17 protein-coding genes and 1 tRNA gene are annotated in these 17,428 nt (G+C 62.3%); 13 read left to right on the top strand and 5 right to left on the bottom strand.

Going from position 1 to position 17,428, the window contains the following annotated elements; translation table 11 throughout:
• Positions 1-15: 15 nt before the first annotated feature.
• The 3 genes from ACQ4WL_RS19655 to ACQ4WL_RS19645 are packed head-to-tail and all read left to right on the top strand — an operon-like array spanning position 16 to position 3,941.
• A complete protein-coding gene (locus ACQ4WL_RS19655; protein WP_436511249.1) occupies positions 16-2,139 on the top strand; it encodes a TonB-dependent receptor family protein in 2,124 nt (707 codons plus the stop codon).
• 8 nt (positions 2,140-2,147) lie between these two features.
• Positions 2,148-3,497: a PepSY-associated TM helix domain-containing protein gene (locus ACQ4WL_RS19650; protein WP_436511248.1), complete on the top strand. Its 1,350-nt coding sequence runs from the start codon at positions 2,148-2,150 to the stop codon at positions 3,495-3,497.
• 57 nt (positions 3,498-3,554) lie between these two features.
• Complete coding sequence (locus tag ACQ4WL_RS19645) at positions 3,555-3,941, top strand: hypothetical protein (RefSeq protein ID WP_436511247.1); 387 nt, start codon at positions 3,555-3,557, stop codon at positions 3,939-3,941.
• A gap of 3 nt (positions 3,942-3,944) precedes the next feature.
• On the opposite strand, the gene ACQ4WL_RS19640 is transcribed toward ACQ4WL_RS19645, so the two are convergent.
• Positions 3,945-4,859, bottom strand: a complete 915-nt coding sequence (locus ACQ4WL_RS19640) for a LysR family transcriptional regulator (RefSeq protein ID WP_436511246.1) — start codon at positions 4,857-4,859, stop codon at positions 3,945-3,947.
• A gap of 102 nt (positions 4,860-4,961) precedes the next feature.
• Between ACQ4WL_RS19640 and ACQ4WL_RS19635 the strand changes: the two genes are divergently transcribed.
• The 4 genes from ACQ4WL_RS19635 (at position 4,962) to ACQ4WL_RS19620 (ending at position 8,729) form a co-directional block, all read left to right on the top strand.
• A complete protein-coding gene (locus ACQ4WL_RS19635) occupies positions 4,962-6,071 on the top strand; it encodes a muconate/chloromuconate family cycloisomerase (protein WP_436511245.1) in 1,110 nt (369 codons plus the stop codon).
• Positions 6,072-6,088: 17 nt separating this feature from the next.
• Entirely contained in the window at positions 6,089-6,379 is a 291-nt protein-coding gene (gene catC, locus ACQ4WL_RS19630; protein ID WP_436511244.1) for a muconolactone Delta-isomerase, read from the top strand.
• Between the two features lie 11 nt (positions 6,380-6,390).
• Positions 6,391-7,194, top strand: a complete 804-nt coding sequence (gene pcaD, locus ACQ4WL_RS19625; protein ID WP_436511243.1) for a 3-oxoadipate enol-lactonase — start codon at positions 6,391-6,393, stop codon at positions 7,192-7,194.
• Positions 7,195-7,325: 131 nt separating this feature from the next.
• Positions 7,326-8,729, top strand: a complete 1,404-nt coding sequence (locus ACQ4WL_RS19620; protein ID WP_436511242.1) for a sodium:solute symporter family protein — start codon at positions 7,326-7,328, stop codon at positions 8,727-8,729.
• Between the two features lies 1 nt (position 8,730).
• On the opposite strand, the gene ACQ4WL_RS19615 is transcribed toward ACQ4WL_RS19620, so the two are convergent.
• From ACQ4WL_RS19615 to ACQ4WL_RS19605, 3 genes are all read right to left on the bottom strand, one after another.
• Positions 8,731-10,125, bottom strand: coding sequence for a GntP family permease (locus ACQ4WL_RS19615; RefSeq protein WP_436511241.1), 1,395 nt, complete (start codon positions 10,123-10,125; stop codon positions 8,731-8,733).
• Positions 10,126-10,253: 128 nt separating this feature from the next.
• Positions 10,254-10,330: transfer RNA gene (locus tag ACQ4WL_RS19610), tRNA-Pro, on the bottom strand.
• Positions 10,331-10,384: 54 nt separating this feature from the next.
• The gene (locus ACQ4WL_RS19605) at positions 10,385-12,478 is read right to left on the bottom strand and encodes an AsmA family protein (RefSeq protein WP_436511240.1); all 2,094 of its coding nucleotides are present in this window, start codon (positions 12,476-12,478) and stop codon (positions 10,385-10,387) included.
• Between the two features lie 142 nt (positions 12,479-12,620).
• Between ACQ4WL_RS19605 and ACQ4WL_RS19600 the strand changes: the two genes are divergently transcribed.
• Genes ACQ4WL_RS19600 through arsH form a run of 3 tightly spaced genes read left to right on the top strand, consistent with a single transcriptional unit; the run spans position 12,621 to position 14,153 of the window.
• Positions 12,621-12,974 carry an ArsR/SmtB family transcription factor gene (locus ACQ4WL_RS19600; RefSeq protein WP_436511239.1) on the top strand — a complete coding sequence of 118 codons (354 nt, stop codon included), beginning with the start codon at positions 12,621-12,623 and terminating at the stop codon, positions 12,972-12,974.
• A complete protein-coding gene (gene arsC / locus ACQ4WL_RS19595) occupies positions 12,971-13,393 on the top strand; it encodes an arsenate reductase (glutaredoxin) (protein ID WP_436511238.1) in 423 nt (140 codons plus the stop codon). The genes ACQ4WL_RS19600 and arsC overlap by 4 nt, the downstream gene beginning before the upstream one ends.
• A gap of 22 nt (positions 13,394-13,415) precedes the next feature.
• Positions 13,416-14,153, top strand: a complete 738-nt coding sequence (gene arsH / locus ACQ4WL_RS19590; RefSeq protein ID WP_436511295.1) for an arsenical resistance protein ArsH — start codon at positions 13,416-13,418, stop codon at positions 14,151-14,153.
• 49 nt (positions 14,154-14,202) lie between these two features.
• Here arsH and ispB read toward each other — a convergent pair whose 3' ends face one another.
• Positions 14,203-15,192: an octaprenyl diphosphate synthase gene (gene ispB / locus ACQ4WL_RS19585; RefSeq protein ID WP_436511237.1), complete on the bottom strand. Its 990-nt coding sequence runs from the start codon at positions 15,190-15,192 to the stop codon at positions 14,203-14,205.
• A gap of 304 nt (positions 15,193-15,496) precedes the next feature.
• Here ispB and rplU point away from each other — a divergent pair, with 304 nt between their 5' ends.
• The 3 genes from rplU (at position 15,497) to obgE (ending at position 17,344) form a co-directional block, all read left to right on the top strand.
• Positions 15,497-15,808 (top strand): 50S ribosomal protein L21, encoded by a 312-nt coding sequence (rplU, locus tag ACQ4WL_RS19580; protein ID WP_038500602.1) that lies wholly within the window; start codon positions 15,497-15,499, stop codon positions 15,806-15,808.
• Between the two features lie 40 nt (positions 15,809-15,848).
• Positions 15,849-16,121 (top strand): 50S ribosomal protein L27, encoded by a 273-nt coding sequence (rpmA, locus tag ACQ4WL_RS19575; RefSeq protein ID WP_010395157.1) that lies wholly within the window; start codon positions 15,849-15,851, stop codon positions 16,119-16,121.
• A 113-nt stretch (positions 16,122-16,234) separates the two neighbouring features.
• The gene (gene obgE, locus ACQ4WL_RS19570) at positions 16,235-17,344 is read left to right on the top strand and encodes a GTPase ObgE (RefSeq protein WP_096234008.1); all 1,110 of its coding nucleotides are present in this window, start codon (positions 16,235-16,237) and stop codon (positions 17,342-17,344) included.
• Positions 17,345-17,428 lie beyond the last annotated feature (84 nt).

Here is a 17,428-nt window from a genome sequence, read left to right as displayed (position 1 = left end):
TTATACGAGAATCACATGAACAAGAAATTATTGGTACTGGCCGTCGCCATCACCTTGGCCTACCCCTGCGCGCGGGCGCAGCAACTTGACCAAACCGACCACGCCATCGACACCGTCGTCGTTTCCGGTTCGCGCGCGCAATCATGGCTGTCCGAGACGCCGCAGGCCATCGGCGTCGTCAATGCCAAAACCCTGGAACGCGACAAGCCCAAGACCATGGGCGATATCCTCAACCGCATCGCCGGCGTGTACTGGAATGACCTGGGCAACGAGCAGCACAGCATGAGCATCCGCCAGCCCATCGGTACGAATGCCGTCTACCAGTACCTGGAAGACGGCATCCCCATCCGTCCGCTGGGCGTCTTTAACCACAACTCGCTCAATGAAATGAACATGGCGGGGGCCAGCGGCGTGGAAGTGGTGAAGGGCGCTGCTTCCTCGCTGTATGGCAGCAATGCCGTGGGTGGCGCCGTCAATTTCCTGACGGCCGGCGCCAGTGCCACGCCGACGGCCAAGGTGGGTGTGCGGCGCGATAACGTGGGCGGTTTTACCCGCTACGACACCTCCGCCAGCGATACCTGGGGGCCGCTGGGATTGCGCTTTTCTCATTACAGCTCGCGCCGTTCGCGCGACAACTGGCAAGAGTACAGCTATGGCGACAAGGATTCGTTCTCGCTGCGCGCCGATTATGCGCTCAGCCCCACCTCGCAGCTGCGCGCCACCATCGTCCACACGGATCTCGATGCGGCCATGACGGGTAGTCTGTTTGAGAATGACTACCGCGCCAATCCGGGCAAGAGCCTGAACACGTTCACCTACCGCAAGGACAAGACCACGCGCATGAATCTGGCGTGGGAGGGCGCGACGACGGCCAATGGCACTAGCACCGTTACCGTGTTTACGCGCAAAAATGACCATGGGCAGATTCCCGCGTATTCCATCGGCAGCTGCGCAGGCATGCTGTGCAAGGGCGTCATCAACAACAACCACGTCGATTCGCTGGGGCTGGACGTGAAACACCAGCAGGAATTCACGTGGCTGCGTTCGCGCCTGATTGCCGGCGTGTATGTCGACAAGAGTGATAATCCCTTTGTCAGCGATAACCTGTCCATTGTGCGCGATGCGGCCACGGGCCGCTATCTGCGCTATACGCTGGCCAATGCGTCCAATCCGCAGGGCGTGCGCGACTACCAGACGGATATCCTCAACACGGCCGTCTTCGCGCAATGGGAATTTTCTCCGCTGGCCGGCACGCGCGTGGTGCTGGGCGGACGCTCGGACGCCATCCGCTACGATTACCACAACAAGCTGGCGCCGGGCGGCAGCGTCAATTACGGCGCGCCCGACGAGTCGCGCAGCTTTTCGCACGTCAGCCCGAAGCTGGGCGCCACCTACGCCCTCGGCCAGGCGGGCAGCGCGTATGCGAACGTCAGCCAGGGCTTTACCCCGCCCGAGGTCAGCCAGCTGTATGGCAAGACGGGCATCGCCGACCTGCAGCCGTCCGTCTACAACAACTATGAACTGGGTTTGCGCTGGGCCTTTTTGCAGGGCCGCTTGAAACTCGACACGGCCCTGTACCGCCTCGACGGGCGTGACACCATCGTCAGCTATACGCTTTCGCCGGGCAGCAGCGAAAACCGCAATGCGGGACGCACGCGCAGCGAAGGCCTGGAGCTTGGGCTGAATTACGACAGCGGCCCGTTCGACGCGCGCTTCGCCACGGCCATCGCGCGCCACCGCTACCTGCGCTACCAGGTGTCTGCCAGCCTCGATTACAGCGGCCGCACCATGCCGCAGGCGCCGCGCGACATCACCTCGTTCGAGATCGGCTACAAGCCCATGGCCGGCGCGCGTATCGCGCTCGAAGCCGTGCACCAGGGCCGTTACTGGATGAACAATGCCAATACGGTGGAGTACAAGGGCCACGCCTTGCTGAACCTGCGCGCCAGCTATCAGGTCGCGCGCGGGCTGGAAGCGTGGGCGCAGGTGCGCAACCTGGCCGATAAACGCTATGCCGATTCGGCCAGCAGCAGTTACGCGGGCGTGGGCAACTATGCGCCGAACAGCCAGAATCAGTACACGCCCGGTGCGCCGCGCAGCGTGATGCTGGGCCTGGGCTATACCTTCAACGCACTGTGAGGATGGTCATGGACGATCACACCTTTCTCATCGCACGGCGCAAAAGCCTGTACTGGCGTATCCACTTCTGGGCCGCGCTGATCGCTTCTCCGTTTGCACTGGTGGCTACCCTGACGGGCATTTTGTATGTATTTACGCCGCAGATCGAGGCACGGCTGTACCAGCAGCTCGATCATGTGACGCCGCAGGCGTCCATGCTGCCGCTGGACGCCGCCGTGGCGGCAGCCGAACGGGCGGCGCCGCGCGGCTGGGCGGTGCAGCACGTGGTGCCGCCGTTTCAACAGGACGACGCGGTGCAGGTGGCGTTCGCCCCGCCCGGCGGCGCGCAGGACGAGCATGCGGGACATGGCGGACATGCCGCGCCGGCCACACCCCCCAGGCCGAAGTTCGGCCTGCCCGCGCAAGCCATCATCGTCTACGTGAATCCGTATGATGCGCGCGTGCTGGGCAGCCTGGCCAGCAGTGAGCGCTTCGGCAACTGGGCGAAAAAGCTGCATTCGCGCCTGCTGCAAAACGATGGCTGGCGCTGGATGATCGAGTTGGCGGCCAGCTGGCTGATGGTGATGCTGGTGACGGGCGTGGTGCTGTGGTGGCCGCGCGGCGCGCAATCGGGCTTGCCGAAGCGGGGCGCGCGGGGCCGCAATGGCTGGCGCCAGTGGCATGCCTTCCTGGGCGTGGCGCTCGGCGTTATCAGTTTGGTCATCCTGGCGACAGGCCTGACGTGGAGCCAGCAGGCGGGCGGGCGCATCCGCGCGCTGCGCGACGCCAGCGGCCAGGCGCCCCCGCCCGTGCCGCGCGGTTTGCATTCGCGCGAGGAGGGCGCTCCGCTCGACTGGCAGGATGCCTGGCAAGTGGCGCGCAGCCATGCTCCGGCTATCGCCGTGCAGCTGACGGCGCCGGCCAGCCAGGACGATGTGTGGCGCGCCACCATGGCCGACCGCAGCCAGCCCACCTTGCGCTTCGACCTGCAATTCGATGCCTACAGCGGCAAGCCCCTGTATTACGCAGGGTGGCAGGCGCAGACGGCGTTTGGCAAGGCCACGGCCATCGGCATTCCATTTCATCGCGGGGAGTTCGGCTGGTGGAACCAGGCGCTGTTACTCCTGTTTGGCGCCAGCGTGCTGTTCTCGCTGGTGTCGGGCTGGGTGATGTTTTTCAAGCGGCGCTTGCCAGGCTCGCTGGGCTTGCCCCGGCTGCTGCCGGGCGCCTGGACTTCGCCGTCCGCGCTGGCCTGGCTGGTGGCGGCCGGCATGTGCGCGCTGATGCCGCTGCTGCTCATTTCCGGCTGCATGTTGATGCTGCTGGAGCTGCTCCTGGCGAAATGGGGTGCGCGTATCGGCAGGATGCGTCTGCGCTAGAATAAGGGGCGCGGCCAGGCTCGTTGCCATGGGCCGCCCCTTTGCAATGGCTGAACCATGGTATTCATCGATTTTCCCGCCTTGTCCGCACTGGCCGCCGCGTCGGCCCTGGTGACAAAAAAATGCAGCTGCTGCGCCGTCCCGCTGGGCGCCTGGCAACGGCTGCCCACCTCGCTGGAGCTGGACCGCTTTGAAGAAATCGGCACCCTGCGCGAAGACCCGTACGAAGAACCGACGTTTGCCGAGTACCACCCGCACGGCACGCGCTATGACAGCGCGGATGCGCCCATCGCGCCCCGTTACTATCCCGCGAACCTGAGCCAGGTGGCGCGCTGCCTGAACTGCGGTCGCCACTACCTGCGCTACAACGAGGCGGGAGGCTATTTCACGGAGCTGCGCATCCGCGCGCTGCAGCCGGCATTGCTGGCCGACGCCGCCCTCTAGCTGCTACAGGCTTTCCTTGACGTGCGCGATGCCGTGTTCATCGTAGATCGAGTACACGGCGGCGAGGAGGTTGTCCAGCTCCGGCGAGCGGTCCATACGCCGCATGCTGAATAAAATGGGCGAGAACGCATGCTTGTCGTCCAGCTTGCGGTACACGACGTTCCGGTGATGCATGGCTTGCACGCTTTCCGGCACGATGGAAATGCCCTGGCCGGCCGCCACCAGTCCCATGGAAATCTGCAGTTCGCGCACTTCGGTGACGGGGCCGGGCGTGACATTGCCTTCGCTGAACATGGCTAGCACCTGGTCGGCAAAGCTGGGGCGGGGCGCTTTCGGATACACGAGCAGGGTTTCATGGATCAGGTCAATCAGGCGCAAGCCGCCTTCCCCCTTGGCTAGCCGGTGCCCGGGTGGCAGGGCCACCACCAGCCGCTCTTCGCGCAGCAGGATGCGGCGGATGCTGGGGTCTTCGCTTTTCAGGCGTCCAAAGCCCACGTCGATGCGGCCTTCCTTCAGGGCCTTGAGCTGCTGCACCGTCGTCATTTCATGCAAGGTCACGTCGACCTCGGGATGGCGCTCGCAAAAACGGTGCACGATGTCGGGCAATTCGCCATACAGGGTCGAGGCGACAAAGCCGATCGACACGGTGCGTTCCAGCTTCCCCACGCGTTGCGTCATCGCCTTCAGGTCGCGCACCTGGTCGAGCAGGGGCCGCGCATGGGCGAGGAAAAACTCGCCCGCTTCCGTCAGCCGCAAGGGCCGCGAGCCCTTTTCGATCAGCGCCACGCCCAGCGTTTCTTCCAGCTGCTGCATCTGCCGGCTGAGCGGCGGCTGCGCGATATGCAGGCGCGCGGCGGCCCGCGTGAAGTTCCTTTCCTCTGCGACCGCAACGAAGTAGCGCAAGTGGCGTAATTCCATCTTCATACCTTTCAGGTATAGGTTTGATACCAACTCGGTGTTGGACGTGGGGAGATTCGGGGCATATCGTGTCACCACTCCACAGAATTATACGGAATAAATATGATTCAAAATATCGAGACCTACCTGGTCGATGTGCCAACCATCCGTCCGCACCGGATGTCCGTCGCCACCATGAATACGCAAACGCTGGTGCTGGTGCGGCTGCGCTGCGCCGACGGCTTCACCGGCTGGGGCGAAGCGACCACCATCGGCGGCTTGAGCTACGGCGGCGAAAGCCCGGAAAGCATCAAGACGAATATCGATACCTATATTGCGCCGCTGCTGGTAGGCATGGAAGCGAGCGCAGTGGCCAAGGCGATGGCCAAGGTGCGCAAGCTCATCCAGGGCAACCGTTTCGCCAAGTGTGCGATCGAGACGGCGCTGCTGGACGCGCAGGCGCGCCGCCTGAATGTGCCGCTGTCGGAATTGCTGGGCGGCCGGGTGCGCGATGCACTGCCCGTGGCTTGGGTGCTGGCCAGCGGCGACACCGCGCGCGATATCGCCGAAGGGGAAAAAATGCTGGACTTGCGTCGCCACCGCATCTTCAAGCTGAAGATCGGCCTGCGCGACGTGATGGACGACGTGGCCCACGTGCTGGAGATTAAGCGGGCGCTGGGCGAACGGGCCAGCGTGCGCGTCGATGTCAACCAGGCCTGGAGCGAGATGGACGCCGTGCGCGGCATCGCCGCTCTGGAAGCGGGCGGCATCGACCTGATCGAGCAGCCCGTCAAGGCGGGCAACCGCGCCGCGCTGGCGCGCCTGAAGCAGCGCTTCGACGTGGCCATCATGGCCGACGAAGCCTTGCACGGCCCGGCCGACGCGCTGGCGCTGGCCCAGGCCGATGCGGCCGACGTGTATGCGGTGAAAATCACCCAGTCGGGCGGCTTGCTGCCCGCGCTGGAAGTGGCCACCGTGGCGCGCCTGGCTGGCGTGGGCCTGTACGGCGGCACCATGCTCGAAGGCGGCATCGGCACCGCCGCCACGGCCCACGTGTGCTCCACCTTTGCCGAACTGGCCTGGGGCACGGAACTGTTCGGGCCACTGCTGCTGACGCAGGAAGTCTTGCGCGAGCCGCTCGTGTACCGCGACTTCATGCTGCAAGTGCCGACAGGGCCGGGCCTGGGCGTCGAAATCGATATGGACAAGCTGCATGCCATGCAGCGCCCATAAATCCACAAGGAGCAAGCATGTTATTCCATGTACGCATGAACGTGAACCTGCCATTGAGCATGCCGGCCGAGCAGGCGGCGCAGCTGAAGCAGACGGAAAAGGAACTGGCCCAGCGCCTGCAGCACGAGGGCAAATGGCGCCACCTGTGGCGCATCGCCGGCCAGTACGCCAACGTCAGCGTCTTCGACGTGGATAGCGTGGACGAGCTGCATGATTTGCTGACCTCGCTCCCGCTATTTCCCTATATGCAGATCGACGTGATGCCGCTGTGCCGCCATCCCTCGTCGGTGCGCGACGACGATTCCTGAGGAGAGATGCAATGACGCATACAGGCAACGACACTGCCAGGAAAACGTGCGAGGTGGACGGTATTCGCATGCATTACCGCACGGATGGCGAGCGCAGCAAGCCTTGCCTGGTCTTGTCGAATTCCCTCGGCACGGACTTGTCCATGTGGGATGCGCAGGCGGCTGCGCTGGCCGGCGACTTTTTTGTTGTGCGCTACGATACGCGCGGCCATGGCCAGTCTGCCAGCGGCAGCGCGCCATTCGGCATCGACCGGCTGGGACTGGACGTGGTGGCGCTGCTCGACCACCTCGATATCGCCCGTGCCGCCTTCTGCGGCATTTCCATGGGCGGCTTGACGGGGCAGTGGTTGGGCATTCAACAGCCGCAGCGCCTGACGAAGCTCGTGCTGGCGAATACGGCGGCGCGCATCGGCGGCACCGCGCCGTGGCAGCTGCGGGCGGAGCAAGTGCGCCGCGACGGCATGGCTGCGGTGGCCGATGGCGCCGCCGCGCGCTGGTTCACGCCGCAGTTTCTTCAGCGCGCGCCGGACACGGTGGCGCGCCTGGTCGTAACCTTGCGCGGCCAGGATGCCGGCGGCTACGCGGCCTGCTGCGAAGTGCTGGCCCAGGCGGACTTGCACGGCTGTGTCGGCACGATAGCCGTGCCGACCCTGATCATCGCGGGCGAGCACGATCTCGTGACTACCCTCGACGACGCGCGCTGGCTGCAGCAGCAGATTGCTGGCGCCAGCCTGGCAAGCCTGCCCGCTTCGCATATTTCGAACATCGAGGCGGCGGACTTGTTTACAGAGCAGTTGCGGACTTTTTTAGTGTGAGGCTTGCTGTACCGTATCGGTACGGCAGGAATTTGACTTTCCCCTGAGCACCGCCACCGGCTGGTCCGCCATGCGGCAGGGGAAGCTTTCTTGAAAAATAATAATAAGAAAAGCAGACTTGGAGTAGACGAATGGAAAACAGATTGATCATTATCGCTGCGGTCACGGTGGGCTATTTCGCCCTCATGTCGTACATTACGTATAGCGTGCGCAAGCATGCCAACAGCGCCGAGGGCATGACGGCGGGCGGGCGCAACTATCCCGCCTACCTGATCGGCGCGCTGCTGCTGTCGGAATTCATCGGCAGCTCCGTCAGCATCGGCACGGCCCAGAAGGGCTATGAACTGGGCATTTCCGCCGCCTGGAATCTGGTGGCGCTGTCGCTGGGCTTCTTGCTGCTGGCCATCGTGCTGGTGAAAAAATACAAGGAAAGCGGGCAGTCGACGATTTCCGGCATCCTGGCGCAAACGTATGGCGAACCCGTGCGCTATGCCGCATCGATCCTCACCATCGTTGCGCTGAGCATCGTTGCCGTGGCCCTGTACGCGAGCGGTGGCGCCGTACTGGCGGCCGTGCTGCACATCAATAAAACCGTGGCCATTTTGCTGGTGGGCGCCATCACTGTGATGTATGTCAGCCTGGGCGGTATGCGCTCGGTCGTGTACACCAATTTTGCCCACTCCATCGTCAAATACCTGGGCGTGATCCTGGCGCTGGCGTATGCGCTGGAAGCCTCCGGCGGCATCGGCGCGCTGCAGGCGCAGCTGCCGGCCAAGATGTTCAACTGGGTCGAGATCGGCTGGGGCCAGATCATCGCCTGGATGATCGGCGGCATCGGTTCCATCTTTGCCACGCAATACGTGATCCAGGCCCTGGTCAGCACGGATAACCCGGCCGTGGCCAAGCGCGCCTGCTATTACGTGTCCTCGCTGATGATCCCGTTCGGCTTGATGGCGGCCCTGATCGGCATGTGCAGCGCCGTGCTGTATCCGGGCATGAAGTCGATCGACGCCTTCCCCACCCTGATCGCCCACATGCCGGCGTTTTCCGCCAGCATCATGATCGTCGGCCTGGCCGGCGCCCTGTTCGGCGGCATTTCCGCCACCACCCTAGCATCGGCCACGCTGGCCATGAAGGATTTTTATGATCCCTGGTACAACAAGGCGAAGAACGACGCGAAATCGCTGATGTTCCTGCGCATCGCCATCGTCGTGGCCGGCTTGCTGCCCCTAGTGCTGGCGCTGTATGCGGAAAAACTGCTGATGATCGCCTTCCTCGGCAAGGCCCTGCGTGCCACCCTGGCCGTGCTGGTGCTGATGGCCTTCTATGCGCCGAAGTTCGGCACGCCGCGCGGCGCCTTTGTCGGCGTGATCATCTCCGTGATCGCCACCATCGGCTGGTTCCTGGCGGGCAATCCGTACGGCGTGGACAGTTCCTACCTGGCGCTGGCCGGCCCGCTGCTGACCATGGGCATCAGCCATTTGTTCAAGCCGGCGCAAGTGTTGGCGAAGCCGGCATCGTCGTCGCGGCTTTAGGTCAAACCAGCCCCGTCATGTAATAGATGGCAATGACGAGGAACACGGCCACCGTCTTGATGACGGTGATACCGAAAATGTCGCGGTAGGACTGGCGGTGCGTCAGACCCGTGACGGCCAGCAGGGTGATCACGGCGCCATTGTGTGGCAGGGTGTCCATGCCGCCGCTGGCCATCGCCACCACGCGGTGCATGACTTCGAGCGGAATGTGCGCCTGCTGCGCGGCCTGGATGAAACTGTCCGACATGGCGGCCAGCGCGATGCTCATGCCGCCCGAGGCCGAGCCCGTGATACCGGCCAGGGTCGTCACGGACACGGCCGCGTTGACGAGCGGATCGGGCACGCTGCGCAAGGTGTTGCTGACGGCAAGAAAACCGGGCAGCGCGGCGATGACGCCGCCAAAGCCATATTCGGACGCCGTATTCATGGCCGCCAGCAGCGCACCGCCCACGGCCGCCTTGGTGCCTTCGGCAAAGGCGGCGCGGATGCGCCCGAAGGCCGTCACGCAGACGAGTAAAATTCCCAGCAATAACGCGCCTTCCACGGCCCAGATGCCCGTGACGGCGCCAATCGCCGTCGTCACGGGCGCATGCAGGCCCGGCAGGGCGTCGGCGGTGAGCACGTAACTGGCGCCATACCAATGGGGAATGAGCTTGGTCAGCGCAAAGTTGGCCACGCCTACCAGCACCAAAGGCGCCACCGACAGCAGCGGATGGGGCAAGTCGCCCACGTTGGCCGTGGCCTTGTCGGCCTCGGCCCCATAGCCTTCGCCCGTCGCCATGACGGAACGCCGGCGCCATTCCAGAAAGGCCAGGCCCATGATCACCGTCAGCACGGCGCCGATGGTGCCCAGCCATGGCGCAGCCCAGCCGGTCGTGTTGAAAAAAGTGGTGGGAATGATGTTCTGGATCTGCGGCGTGCCCGGTAAAGTGTCCATGGTGAAGGAAAACGCGCCCAGGGCGATGGCGCCCGGCATCAGCCGTTTGGGGATATTGCTCTGGCGATACAGTTCGGCTGCGAACGGATACACGGCGAACACGACCACGAACAGCGACACGCCGCCGTAAGTCAGGGCCGCGCACACGGCAACGATGACGGCATTCGCGCGCGAACTGCCGATGTAGCGAATGGCCGCCACGACGATGGACTGGGAAAAACCGGACAGCTCGATCAGCTTGCCGAACACGGCGCCGAGCAGAAAGACGGGGAAATACAGCTTGATGAAGCCCACCATCTTTTCCATGAAGATACCGCTGAAGACGGCCGGTACGGCAGACGGATCGGTGAGCAGCACGGCACCGAGCGCGGCGACGGGCGCAAACAGGATCACGCTGTAGCCGCGGTAGGCTGCCAGCATGAGGAAGGCCAGTGCGGCCACAACTATCAGGAAAGACATCGGTCAGGCCCTTGCGCGAGAAGTGATCAGGATATTAATGATGTAATTAATATCATACTTCTCGGCAACACACCAACACGCAGGGTCAAGACGTGAGCAGTTATGGAGGCGTATAGGGCAGACGCGACTGGTCGGGGTGAGAGGATTCGAACCTCCGGCCTCTGCGTCCCGAACGCAGCGCTCTACCAGGCTGAGCCACACCCCGCTTTCCTTCATTACAGCAGATGGCGGGGCGGCTTTCAAGCGGCTGCGTCAAGGTCTATTTCTTTTCCTGCTGGGCCTTTTTGATCTCTGCTTCGCTGACTTTTTTTGCCGGTGCCTTTGTCGCCGGTGAAGTGGGCGCCTTGCGCGTGGCGTTCGCTTGCGCCATGACGGCGGCGCAGTCCGTGTCGGGGGCTTTGTCGACGTTGACCAGGGGCAGCAGGGCGGCCAGCGGGGTGACGATGGTGGCCAGCGCCACGGCGGCGCCGGCTTTTAATGCCAACGGACCTTTTTGCGGGCCCACGTCCGGGTTCTTGAATGTGCCTTTCGCATACAGCGGCGTGCGCAGGGTGATGATGCGGGCGCCCTTGGTGCGCGGGCGTACGTCGAGGTCCAGGGTTTCGCTTGCCAGGTTGACGTTGCCCGTGATATTCACGACGGCCGTGTCCGTGTCGAGCACGAAGCGGCGCACGTCGGCCTGGCCATTCGTGACGGCGAAGTCGCTGGCCAGGCAGTTCAGGTGGACTTGCTTGTCGCCAAAAATTTTCACGAAGACGGCATTGGCCAGGTTCAGGCCGGCCAATTCCAGCATGAACTGGCTGACGGAGCCTTCGCTGACGGTGGCCGCCAGTTCGCCATTCGCGCTGGCCAGCATGGCCGAGATGGAGTTGCCGTGACCCGTCAGCGCCGCGTCGCCATACACTTCGCCGAAGCTCGCTTGCATCGATTGCAGCTTGGGAAACAGTTCGCGAATTTTGAGGTGGCGCGCCGCCACCTTGGCTTGCGCGGCGATGGTCTTTTGACGGCCATCGAGCGTGATGTTCGCGGTGATGTCGCCACCGGCCATGCCGAAGTTGAGCGGCGTCAAACTCAGCACCTTGTCTTTCATGTGGATGTTGGCGACGACATCGTTGAGCGGGATATCGTGCGTGCGCACCAGTTTTTTGCCCGTAAATTTCACGTCGGCATCGAGCGCATTCCATTTGGCCGTGTTGAACTGTTCCACGGGCAAGGCTTTATTCTCGGGCTGCACGGGTGCCTTGCCGCGCGCCTGTTTCTGCGCATTGCTGTCGGCGCCGATGGTGGGGCCCAGGTCTTCCAGGCGCAACTGCTGCGATGTCACTTCGCCGCGCAGCAAGGGGCGCGGCTGGCGCGGCAGGTATTGCAGGGTGCCGGCCAGGTCGCTCTGGCCCACCGTGCCCTTGAAGTTCTGGTACGTCCAGCTCCAGCTGGCGCCATCCTTCTTGCCCAGCAAACGCCCCTTGGTGGCGTAGTCCGGCGTTTCCGGCAGCAGCACGCCCGTCAGCGGATACAGGTCGGCCATGCTGGCGCCGGCCAGGCTCAGCTGCAAATCGATGCCCGACAATGAGCGCGGGTCCGTCAGGGTACCATCGATGCTGGCCTTGTTCTTACCCAGCACGGCGTGCGCCTGCACCGGATAGACCGTGTTGTTGTCTGTCAGGGACAGCACGGCGCCGGCCTTGCCGCCGCCCGTCACGGGCGCCTTGCGGTAGGTTCCGCCCAGAGTGAAGGCGATGCCGTATTTCTGTACGGGCGCGTTACCAGGTGCATCGCCCGGCGTGGCGTCGGGCGCCGTCGAGCTGACCTTGGCGCGCACGTCGAGGGCGATGCCCTCGTCCAGGTAGCGGATGGCGCCGTCGCCGAAGGCCATGCGCTGGATTTCCACTTCCCATGCCGAAGGGCCGTTATCCCTCAAGGTCCAGCTGTTGCTGCCATCGGCGCGCCGCTGGAGGGCGATCTGCGGCGCGTCGAGCGCCAGGTCCGTCAGCACGACCTTGTGCTGCAGCAGGGGCAGCGGATGGAGGGCCACGTCGATGCGTTTCGCGCTGGCCAGTTGCGGACCGGCCGTGGCCCAGTCCGGGTTGCTCATGCGCACGTCCTGGGCACTGATGTGGGGGCGCGGCACATAGCGGCACCAGCCCGGCTCCGTCTGCAACCCGCGCTTCCATTTGACTTGCAGGTCACCGGCGATGACGAAGCTGCGCCCCGTGCTTTCCGACACCTTCTCGTTGATGTAGGGGCGAGCGCGGTTCCAGTCGAAAGTCAGCACAAGGATGACGAGGAGGGCGACCAGGGCCAGCAGGGCGGCCAGGCTCCAGCCAAGGATTTTCAGGGGTGTCGAGCGTGTCATGGGGATGTCAATCGCAGTGATTTTTTCATCAAGATAGACCGATAGGCCATGACAGTCGGTGCGCTGGGTTACGTACGCACCGCGATCGCTGGCATTGATTCCATAATTCGATTATTATTGAAGTATGGAAAATGAAAACGCAATGACGCTGCAAGCAGGGCCGCTGACGAGCACGGCTGCCATCACGGCGCTGGCGGCGCTGGCGCAAGAATCGCGGCTGGCCGTGTTCCGCCTGCTGGTGCAGACGGGGCCGGAGGGCATGGCCGCGACGAAAATTGCCGAGGCGCTGGCCATTGCGCCATCGTCGCTGTCGTTTCACCTGAAGGAACTGGCGCACGCCGATCTGGTGACGGCGAGCAAGGCGGGCCGCTCCATCATCTATGCCGCCAACTATGCGGGCATGAACGGCTTGCTGGCCTTTTTGAGCGAGAACTGCTGCGCTGGCGCGCCTTGCTGCATCAGCGAACCACATTTACTGAAGGAAACCACGACATGACGATCACGATCTATCACAACACGGCGTGCGGCACCTCGCGCAACACCCTGGCCCTGATCCGCAACACAGGCGTCGAGCCTGTCATCATCGATTACGTCAAGCACCCGCCTTCGCGCGAGGAACTGGTCGACCTCATCAAGCGTGCGGGCCTGTCCGTGCGCGCGGTGATGCGCGACAAGGGCGCCCTGTACGACGAGCTGGGCCTGGCCAATCCTGAGCTGAGCGATGCGGCCCTGCTCGATGCCATGCAAGCTCATCCTATCTTGATCAACCGCCCCATCGTCGTCACGGAACTGGGCGTGCGTCTGTGCCGGCCCTCGGAAAAAGTGCTGGACATCCTGCCGCTGCCGCAGCAAGGCGCTTTTGCCAAGGAAGATGGCCAGCCCGTGGTCGGCGCCGACGGCAAGCCGGTGGTCTGAGATGGATGAGTTTCCCAATGAGCTGGCCAATGAGTTACCCAACATCAGCGCCGCGCACCTGGATCTGCCCAGCCTGGATAAATTGGCGCCGGTCACAGTTTCCACCCACGCACCGCGCATCCTGCTGCTGTATGGCTCGCTGCGCGAACGCTCGTACAGCAAGCTGCTGACGCTGGAAGCAGAACGCATCCTGCGCCATTTTGGCGCCGAGACGCGCGTGTTCGATCCGCATGGCTTGCCCATGGTCGACAGTGTTTCGCCCGAGCATCCGAAAGTGCAGGAACTGCGTGCGCTGTCGCTCTGGTCGGAAGGGCAAGTCTGGTGCAGTCCCGAGCGGCATGGCGCCGTCACGGGCGTCTTCAAATCGCAGATTGACTGGCTGCCGCTGGAAACGGGCAGCGTGCGGCCCACGCAGGGACGCACCCTTGCCGTGATGCAAGTGTCGGGCGGTTCGCAATCGTTCAACGCCGTCAACGGCTTGCGCGTGCTGGGACGCTGGATGCGCATGGTGACGATTCCGAATCAGTCCTCGGTGGCCAAGGCGTATCAGGAATTCGACGATGCGGGCCGCATGAAGCCGTCGCCGTATTACGAGCGCCTGGTCGATGTGATGGAGGAGTTGTACAAATTCACCTTGCTGGTGCGCGACCGCCGTGATTACCTGGGCAGCCGCTACAGCGAGCGGCTGGAAGCGGAGCCGGCCATCGTGCAGGCATTGGCGGGCGCGGCGATGGAGCACGAACGCAGCAGCGGCACATAAAGAAAACGGCGCCAGTGGCGCCGTTTTTTATCGCTTTAGTGAAACGCGATCAGTGATTGCGGTCGACGGCAAACGAGCACAGTTGCAGCATGGATTGCTTGTAGACACTGTCCGGCCAGCCGGAGATGGCATCGGCGGCGCGTTGACCGGCGATTTCGGCCTGTTTGCGCGTGTAATCGAGGGCGCCGCTGCTGGTGATGGCGGCCAGGATTGCGTCGAAATGCTGTTCGTCGCCTTGCTCGATGCAGCTGCGTACCAGTTCGCGCTGCTCCGGCGTGCCGTTTTCCATCAGCCAGATCAGCGGCATGGTCGGTTTGCCTTCGCGCAAGTCGTCGCCCACGTTCTTGCCGATTTCGGTGGCGTCGCCTGCATAGTCGAGCACGTCGTCGATCAGCTGGAATGCCGTACCCAGCGAGCGGCCGTATTCGGCAGCCGCTTCGATATCGTCTTCGCTGGCGCCGGCGATCAGGGCGCCCAGTTGCGCCGACGCTTCGAACAGCTTGGCTGTCTTCGAGCGGATGACGTTCAGGTAGCTCTCTTGCGTCACGTCCGGATCGTGCATGTTCAGCAACTGCAGCACTTCGCCTTCGGCGATCACGTTGGTGGCGTCGGAGAGGATTTGCATGACGCGCATATTATTGAGCGACACCATCAACTGGAACGAGCGCGAATGCAGGAAGTCGCCCACCAGCACCGAGGCCGCATTGCCAAACAGGGCGTTGGCCGTCTGGCGTCCGCGGCGCATCGACGATTCATCGACGACGTCGTCGTGCAGCAGGGTGGCGGTATGGATGAATTCGACCACGGCAGCCAGTTCATGGTGCGCCGTGCCGCGATAAGCATGGGCATTGGCCACCAGCAAAATCAGCACGGGACGGATGCGTTTACCGCCTGCACTGATGATGTATTCAGCGATCTGGTTGATCAGAATCACGTCGGAGTGCAGTTTTTGGCGGATCACCGTATTGACTGCGTCCATATCGGCGGCAATCGTTTGCACGATGGTGTTTTGGTTAACGTGTTTGTTAGCGTCAGACAAGGCGAACCTGCATTAGATTGTGGGTGCGGCGATTATACGACAAGGCTTGCGCGAGCGTGATGTTTGCCTATGACTGTAGAGCAATTGTTTGACCTTGTTGGCACTGGCACGCGCTTTTCTGTCCGCCTGGCGCAAGCCTGACATGACGGTCAGGTTGTCGACATACCACGATCATCAAGCTTTGTGAATAGTTTTTGACGCAATTTCTCAGTCCGTGTATAATCGCTGGTTCCCCCTGTTGTGTACGGCTTGCTTTGCGTGACAGTGGGACAAATTCTTTCAACATTTGATGAGGTTTCAAATCATGTACGCGGTCATAAAAACCGGTGGCAAACAATACAAAGTTGTCGCTGGCGAAAAACTTAAAGTAGAACAGATACCGGCAGACATTGGTTCCGAAATCACCATCGATCAAGTTCTCGCAGTAGGCGCGGGCGACACCATTAAATTTGGTGCGCCATTGGTCGAAGGTGCAACGGTACTGGTTACGGTTGTGGCGCATGGTCGCCATGATAAGGTCAAAATTTTCAAGATGCGTCGTCGTAAGCATTACCAAAAGCATCAAGGCCATCGCCAGAATTTTACCGAAATCCAAATCGTTTCGATCAACGGCTAATCGCCGCTGTTTGAATTAATCAGCTATCAAGGAGTCTTAAATGGCACATAAAAAAGGCGGCGGCACAACGCGAAACGGCCGTGATTCAGAATCAAAACGTCTGGGCGTTAAAGTCTACGGCGGCCAAGCTATCAATGCTGGCGGCATCATCATTCGTCAACGCGGCACGCCAGTGCGCGCCGGCGAAGGCGTAGGCATGGGCAAAGACCACACCTTGTTCGCGTTGATCGCGGGCAAAGTGAAGTTCGTTGTCAAAGGTGCTGGCTCGAAGCAATTCGTGACCGTTGTACCTAACGCAGCAGTACCAGCGTAATTCATCGCGGGGCGCCAGTTCGCTCCGCCGTGATCGCATGATGTAAGGCGCAAGCCTTCAATCGAAAGGCTCTGCCCAAGGTAGAGCCTTTTTAGTTTTATGGCGGCAAAATTATGAAGTTTATCGACGAAGCAAAAATCGAAGTCATCGCGGGCGATGGCGGCAACGGCTGCGCCTCTTTCTGCCGTGAAAAATTCCGGCCTTTCGGCGGTCCCGATGGCGGCGATGGCGGCAAGGGCGGCACCATTTGGGCAGTCGCCGACCGCAATATCAACACGCTCGTCGATTTCCGCTTCTCCAAAATGCACAAGGCTCGCAATGGCGAGCCTGGCCGTGGCGCAGATTGCTATGGCAAGGGCGCCGATGACATCCATCTGCGCATGCCCGTCGGCACCTTGATCATCGACAACGCGAGCGGCGAAATCCTGGCCGATCTGACCGAACACGGCCAGACCGAAATGCTGGCCAAGGGCGGCGAAGGCGGCTGGGGCAATATCCACTTCAAGTCCTCGACCAACCGCGCACCGCGCCAAAAAGGCGAGGGCAAGGAAGGTGAACGCCGCGAACTGCGCCTGGAACTCAAAGTACTGGCCGATGTGGGCCTGCTGGGCATGCCGAACGCCGGCAAGTCGACGTTCATTTCGGCCGTCTCGAACGCGCGTCCGAAAATTGCCGATTACCCATTTACCACCCTGCACCCGAACCTGGGCGTGGTGCGCGTGTCGCACGAGAAGAGCTTTGTGATCGCCGATATTCCCGGCTTGATCGAAGGCGCTTCCGAAGGCGCGGGCCTGGGCCATCAATTCCTGCGTCACTTGCAGCGCACGGGTCTGCTGTTGCACATCGTCGACCTGGCGCCGTTTGAAACCAACGTCGATCCTGTCAAGGAAGCCAAGGCGCTGGTCAAGGAACTGAAGAAATACGACGAATCGCTGGTCGATAAGCCGCGCTGGTTGGTGTTGAACAAACTCGATATGGTGCCGGAAGAAGACCGCAAGAAGCTGGTGAAGGACTTCCTCAAGCGTTTCGCCTGGAAAGGTCCCGTCTTCGAGATCTCCGCGCTGAACCATCAGGGTTGCCCGGAACTGGTGAATGCGATTTATCAACATCTGGAAGCGAAGAAACACAGCGAAAGCCGTGCCGAAGAAACGCAGATGACCGAAGAAGCACGCGGTATCTCGTCGATCGACCCGGACGATCCGCGTTTCAAGATCCTCGATTAAGAGCCTACCCAGTAGATGAATACATCCCCTGCTGGCGCCCCTCAGAAGCGGGGACTGCGTTGCTCGTCGTCGCGTGGCTCGCCA

The sequence above is a fragment of the Janthinobacterium kochi genome (genome assembly GCF_051380715.1).
Lineage (GTDB): Bacteria > Pseudomonadota > Gammaproteobacteria > Burkholderiales > Burkholderiaceae_D > Janthinobacterium.
Note: the sequence above shows the minus strand (reverse complement) of the source record. Positions and strands in the feature narration are given on the sequence as shown.

Bases quoted from the DNA above. Each gene is read 5' to 3' on its own strand.
- ACQ4WL_RS19620 (WP_436511242.1), top strand. From the start codon at position 7,326: ATGGAAAACAGATTGATCATTATCGCTGCGGTCACGGTGGGCTATTTC.
- catC (WP_436511244.1), top strand. From the start codon at position 6,089: ATGTTATTCCATGTACGCATGAACGTGAACCTGCCATTGAGCATGCCG.
- rpmA (WP_010395157.1), top strand. From the start codon at position 15,849: ATGGCACATAAAAAAGGCGGCGGCACAACGCGAAACGGCCGTGATTCA.
- ACQ4WL_RS19655 (WP_436511249.1), top strand. From the start codon at position 16: ATGAACAAGAAATTATTGGTACTGGCCGTCGCCATCACCTTGGCCTAC.
- ACQ4WL_RS19645 (WP_436511247.1), top strand. From the start codon at position 3,555: ATGGTATTCATCGATTTTCCCGCCTTGTCCGCACTGGCCGCCGCGTCG.
- ACQ4WL_RS19635 (WP_436511245.1), top strand. From the start codon at position 4,962: ATGATTCAAAATATCGAGACCTACCTGGTCGATGTGCCAACCATCCGT.
- ACQ4WL_RS19600 (WP_436511239.1), top strand. From the start codon at position 12,621: ATGACGCTGCAAGCAGGGCCGCTGACGAGCACGGCTGCCATCACGGCG.
- ACQ4WL_RS19605 (WP_436511240.1), bottom strand. From the start codon at position 12,478: ATGACACGCTCGACACCCCTGAAAATCCTTGGCTGGAGCCTGGCCGCC.
- obgE (WP_096234008.1), top strand. From the start codon at position 16,235: ATGAAGTTTATCGACGAAGCAAAAATCGAAGTCATCGCGGGCGATGGC.
- arsC (WP_436511238.1), top strand. From the start codon at position 12,971: ATGACGATCACGATCTATCACAACACGGCGTGCGGCACCTCGCGCAAC.
- rplU (WP_038500602.1), top strand. From the start codon at position 15,497: ATGTACGCGGTCATAAAAACCGGTGGCAAACAATACAAAGTTGTCGCT.
- pcaD (WP_436511243.1), top strand. From the start codon at position 6,391: ATGACGCATACAGGCAACGACACTGCCAGGAAAACGTGCGAGGTGGAC.
- ACQ4WL_RS19640 (WP_436511246.1), bottom strand. From the start codon at position 4,859: ATGGAATTACGCCACTTGCGCTACTTCGTTGCGGTCGCAGAGGAAAGG.
- ACQ4WL_RS19615 (WP_436511241.1), bottom strand. From the start codon at position 10,125: ATGTCTTTCCTGATAGTTGTGGCCGCACTGGCCTTCCTCATGCTGGCA.
- ACQ4WL_RS19650 (WP_436511248.1), top strand. From the start codon at position 2,148: ATGGACGATCACACCTTTCTCATCGCACGGCGCAAAAGCCTGTACTGG.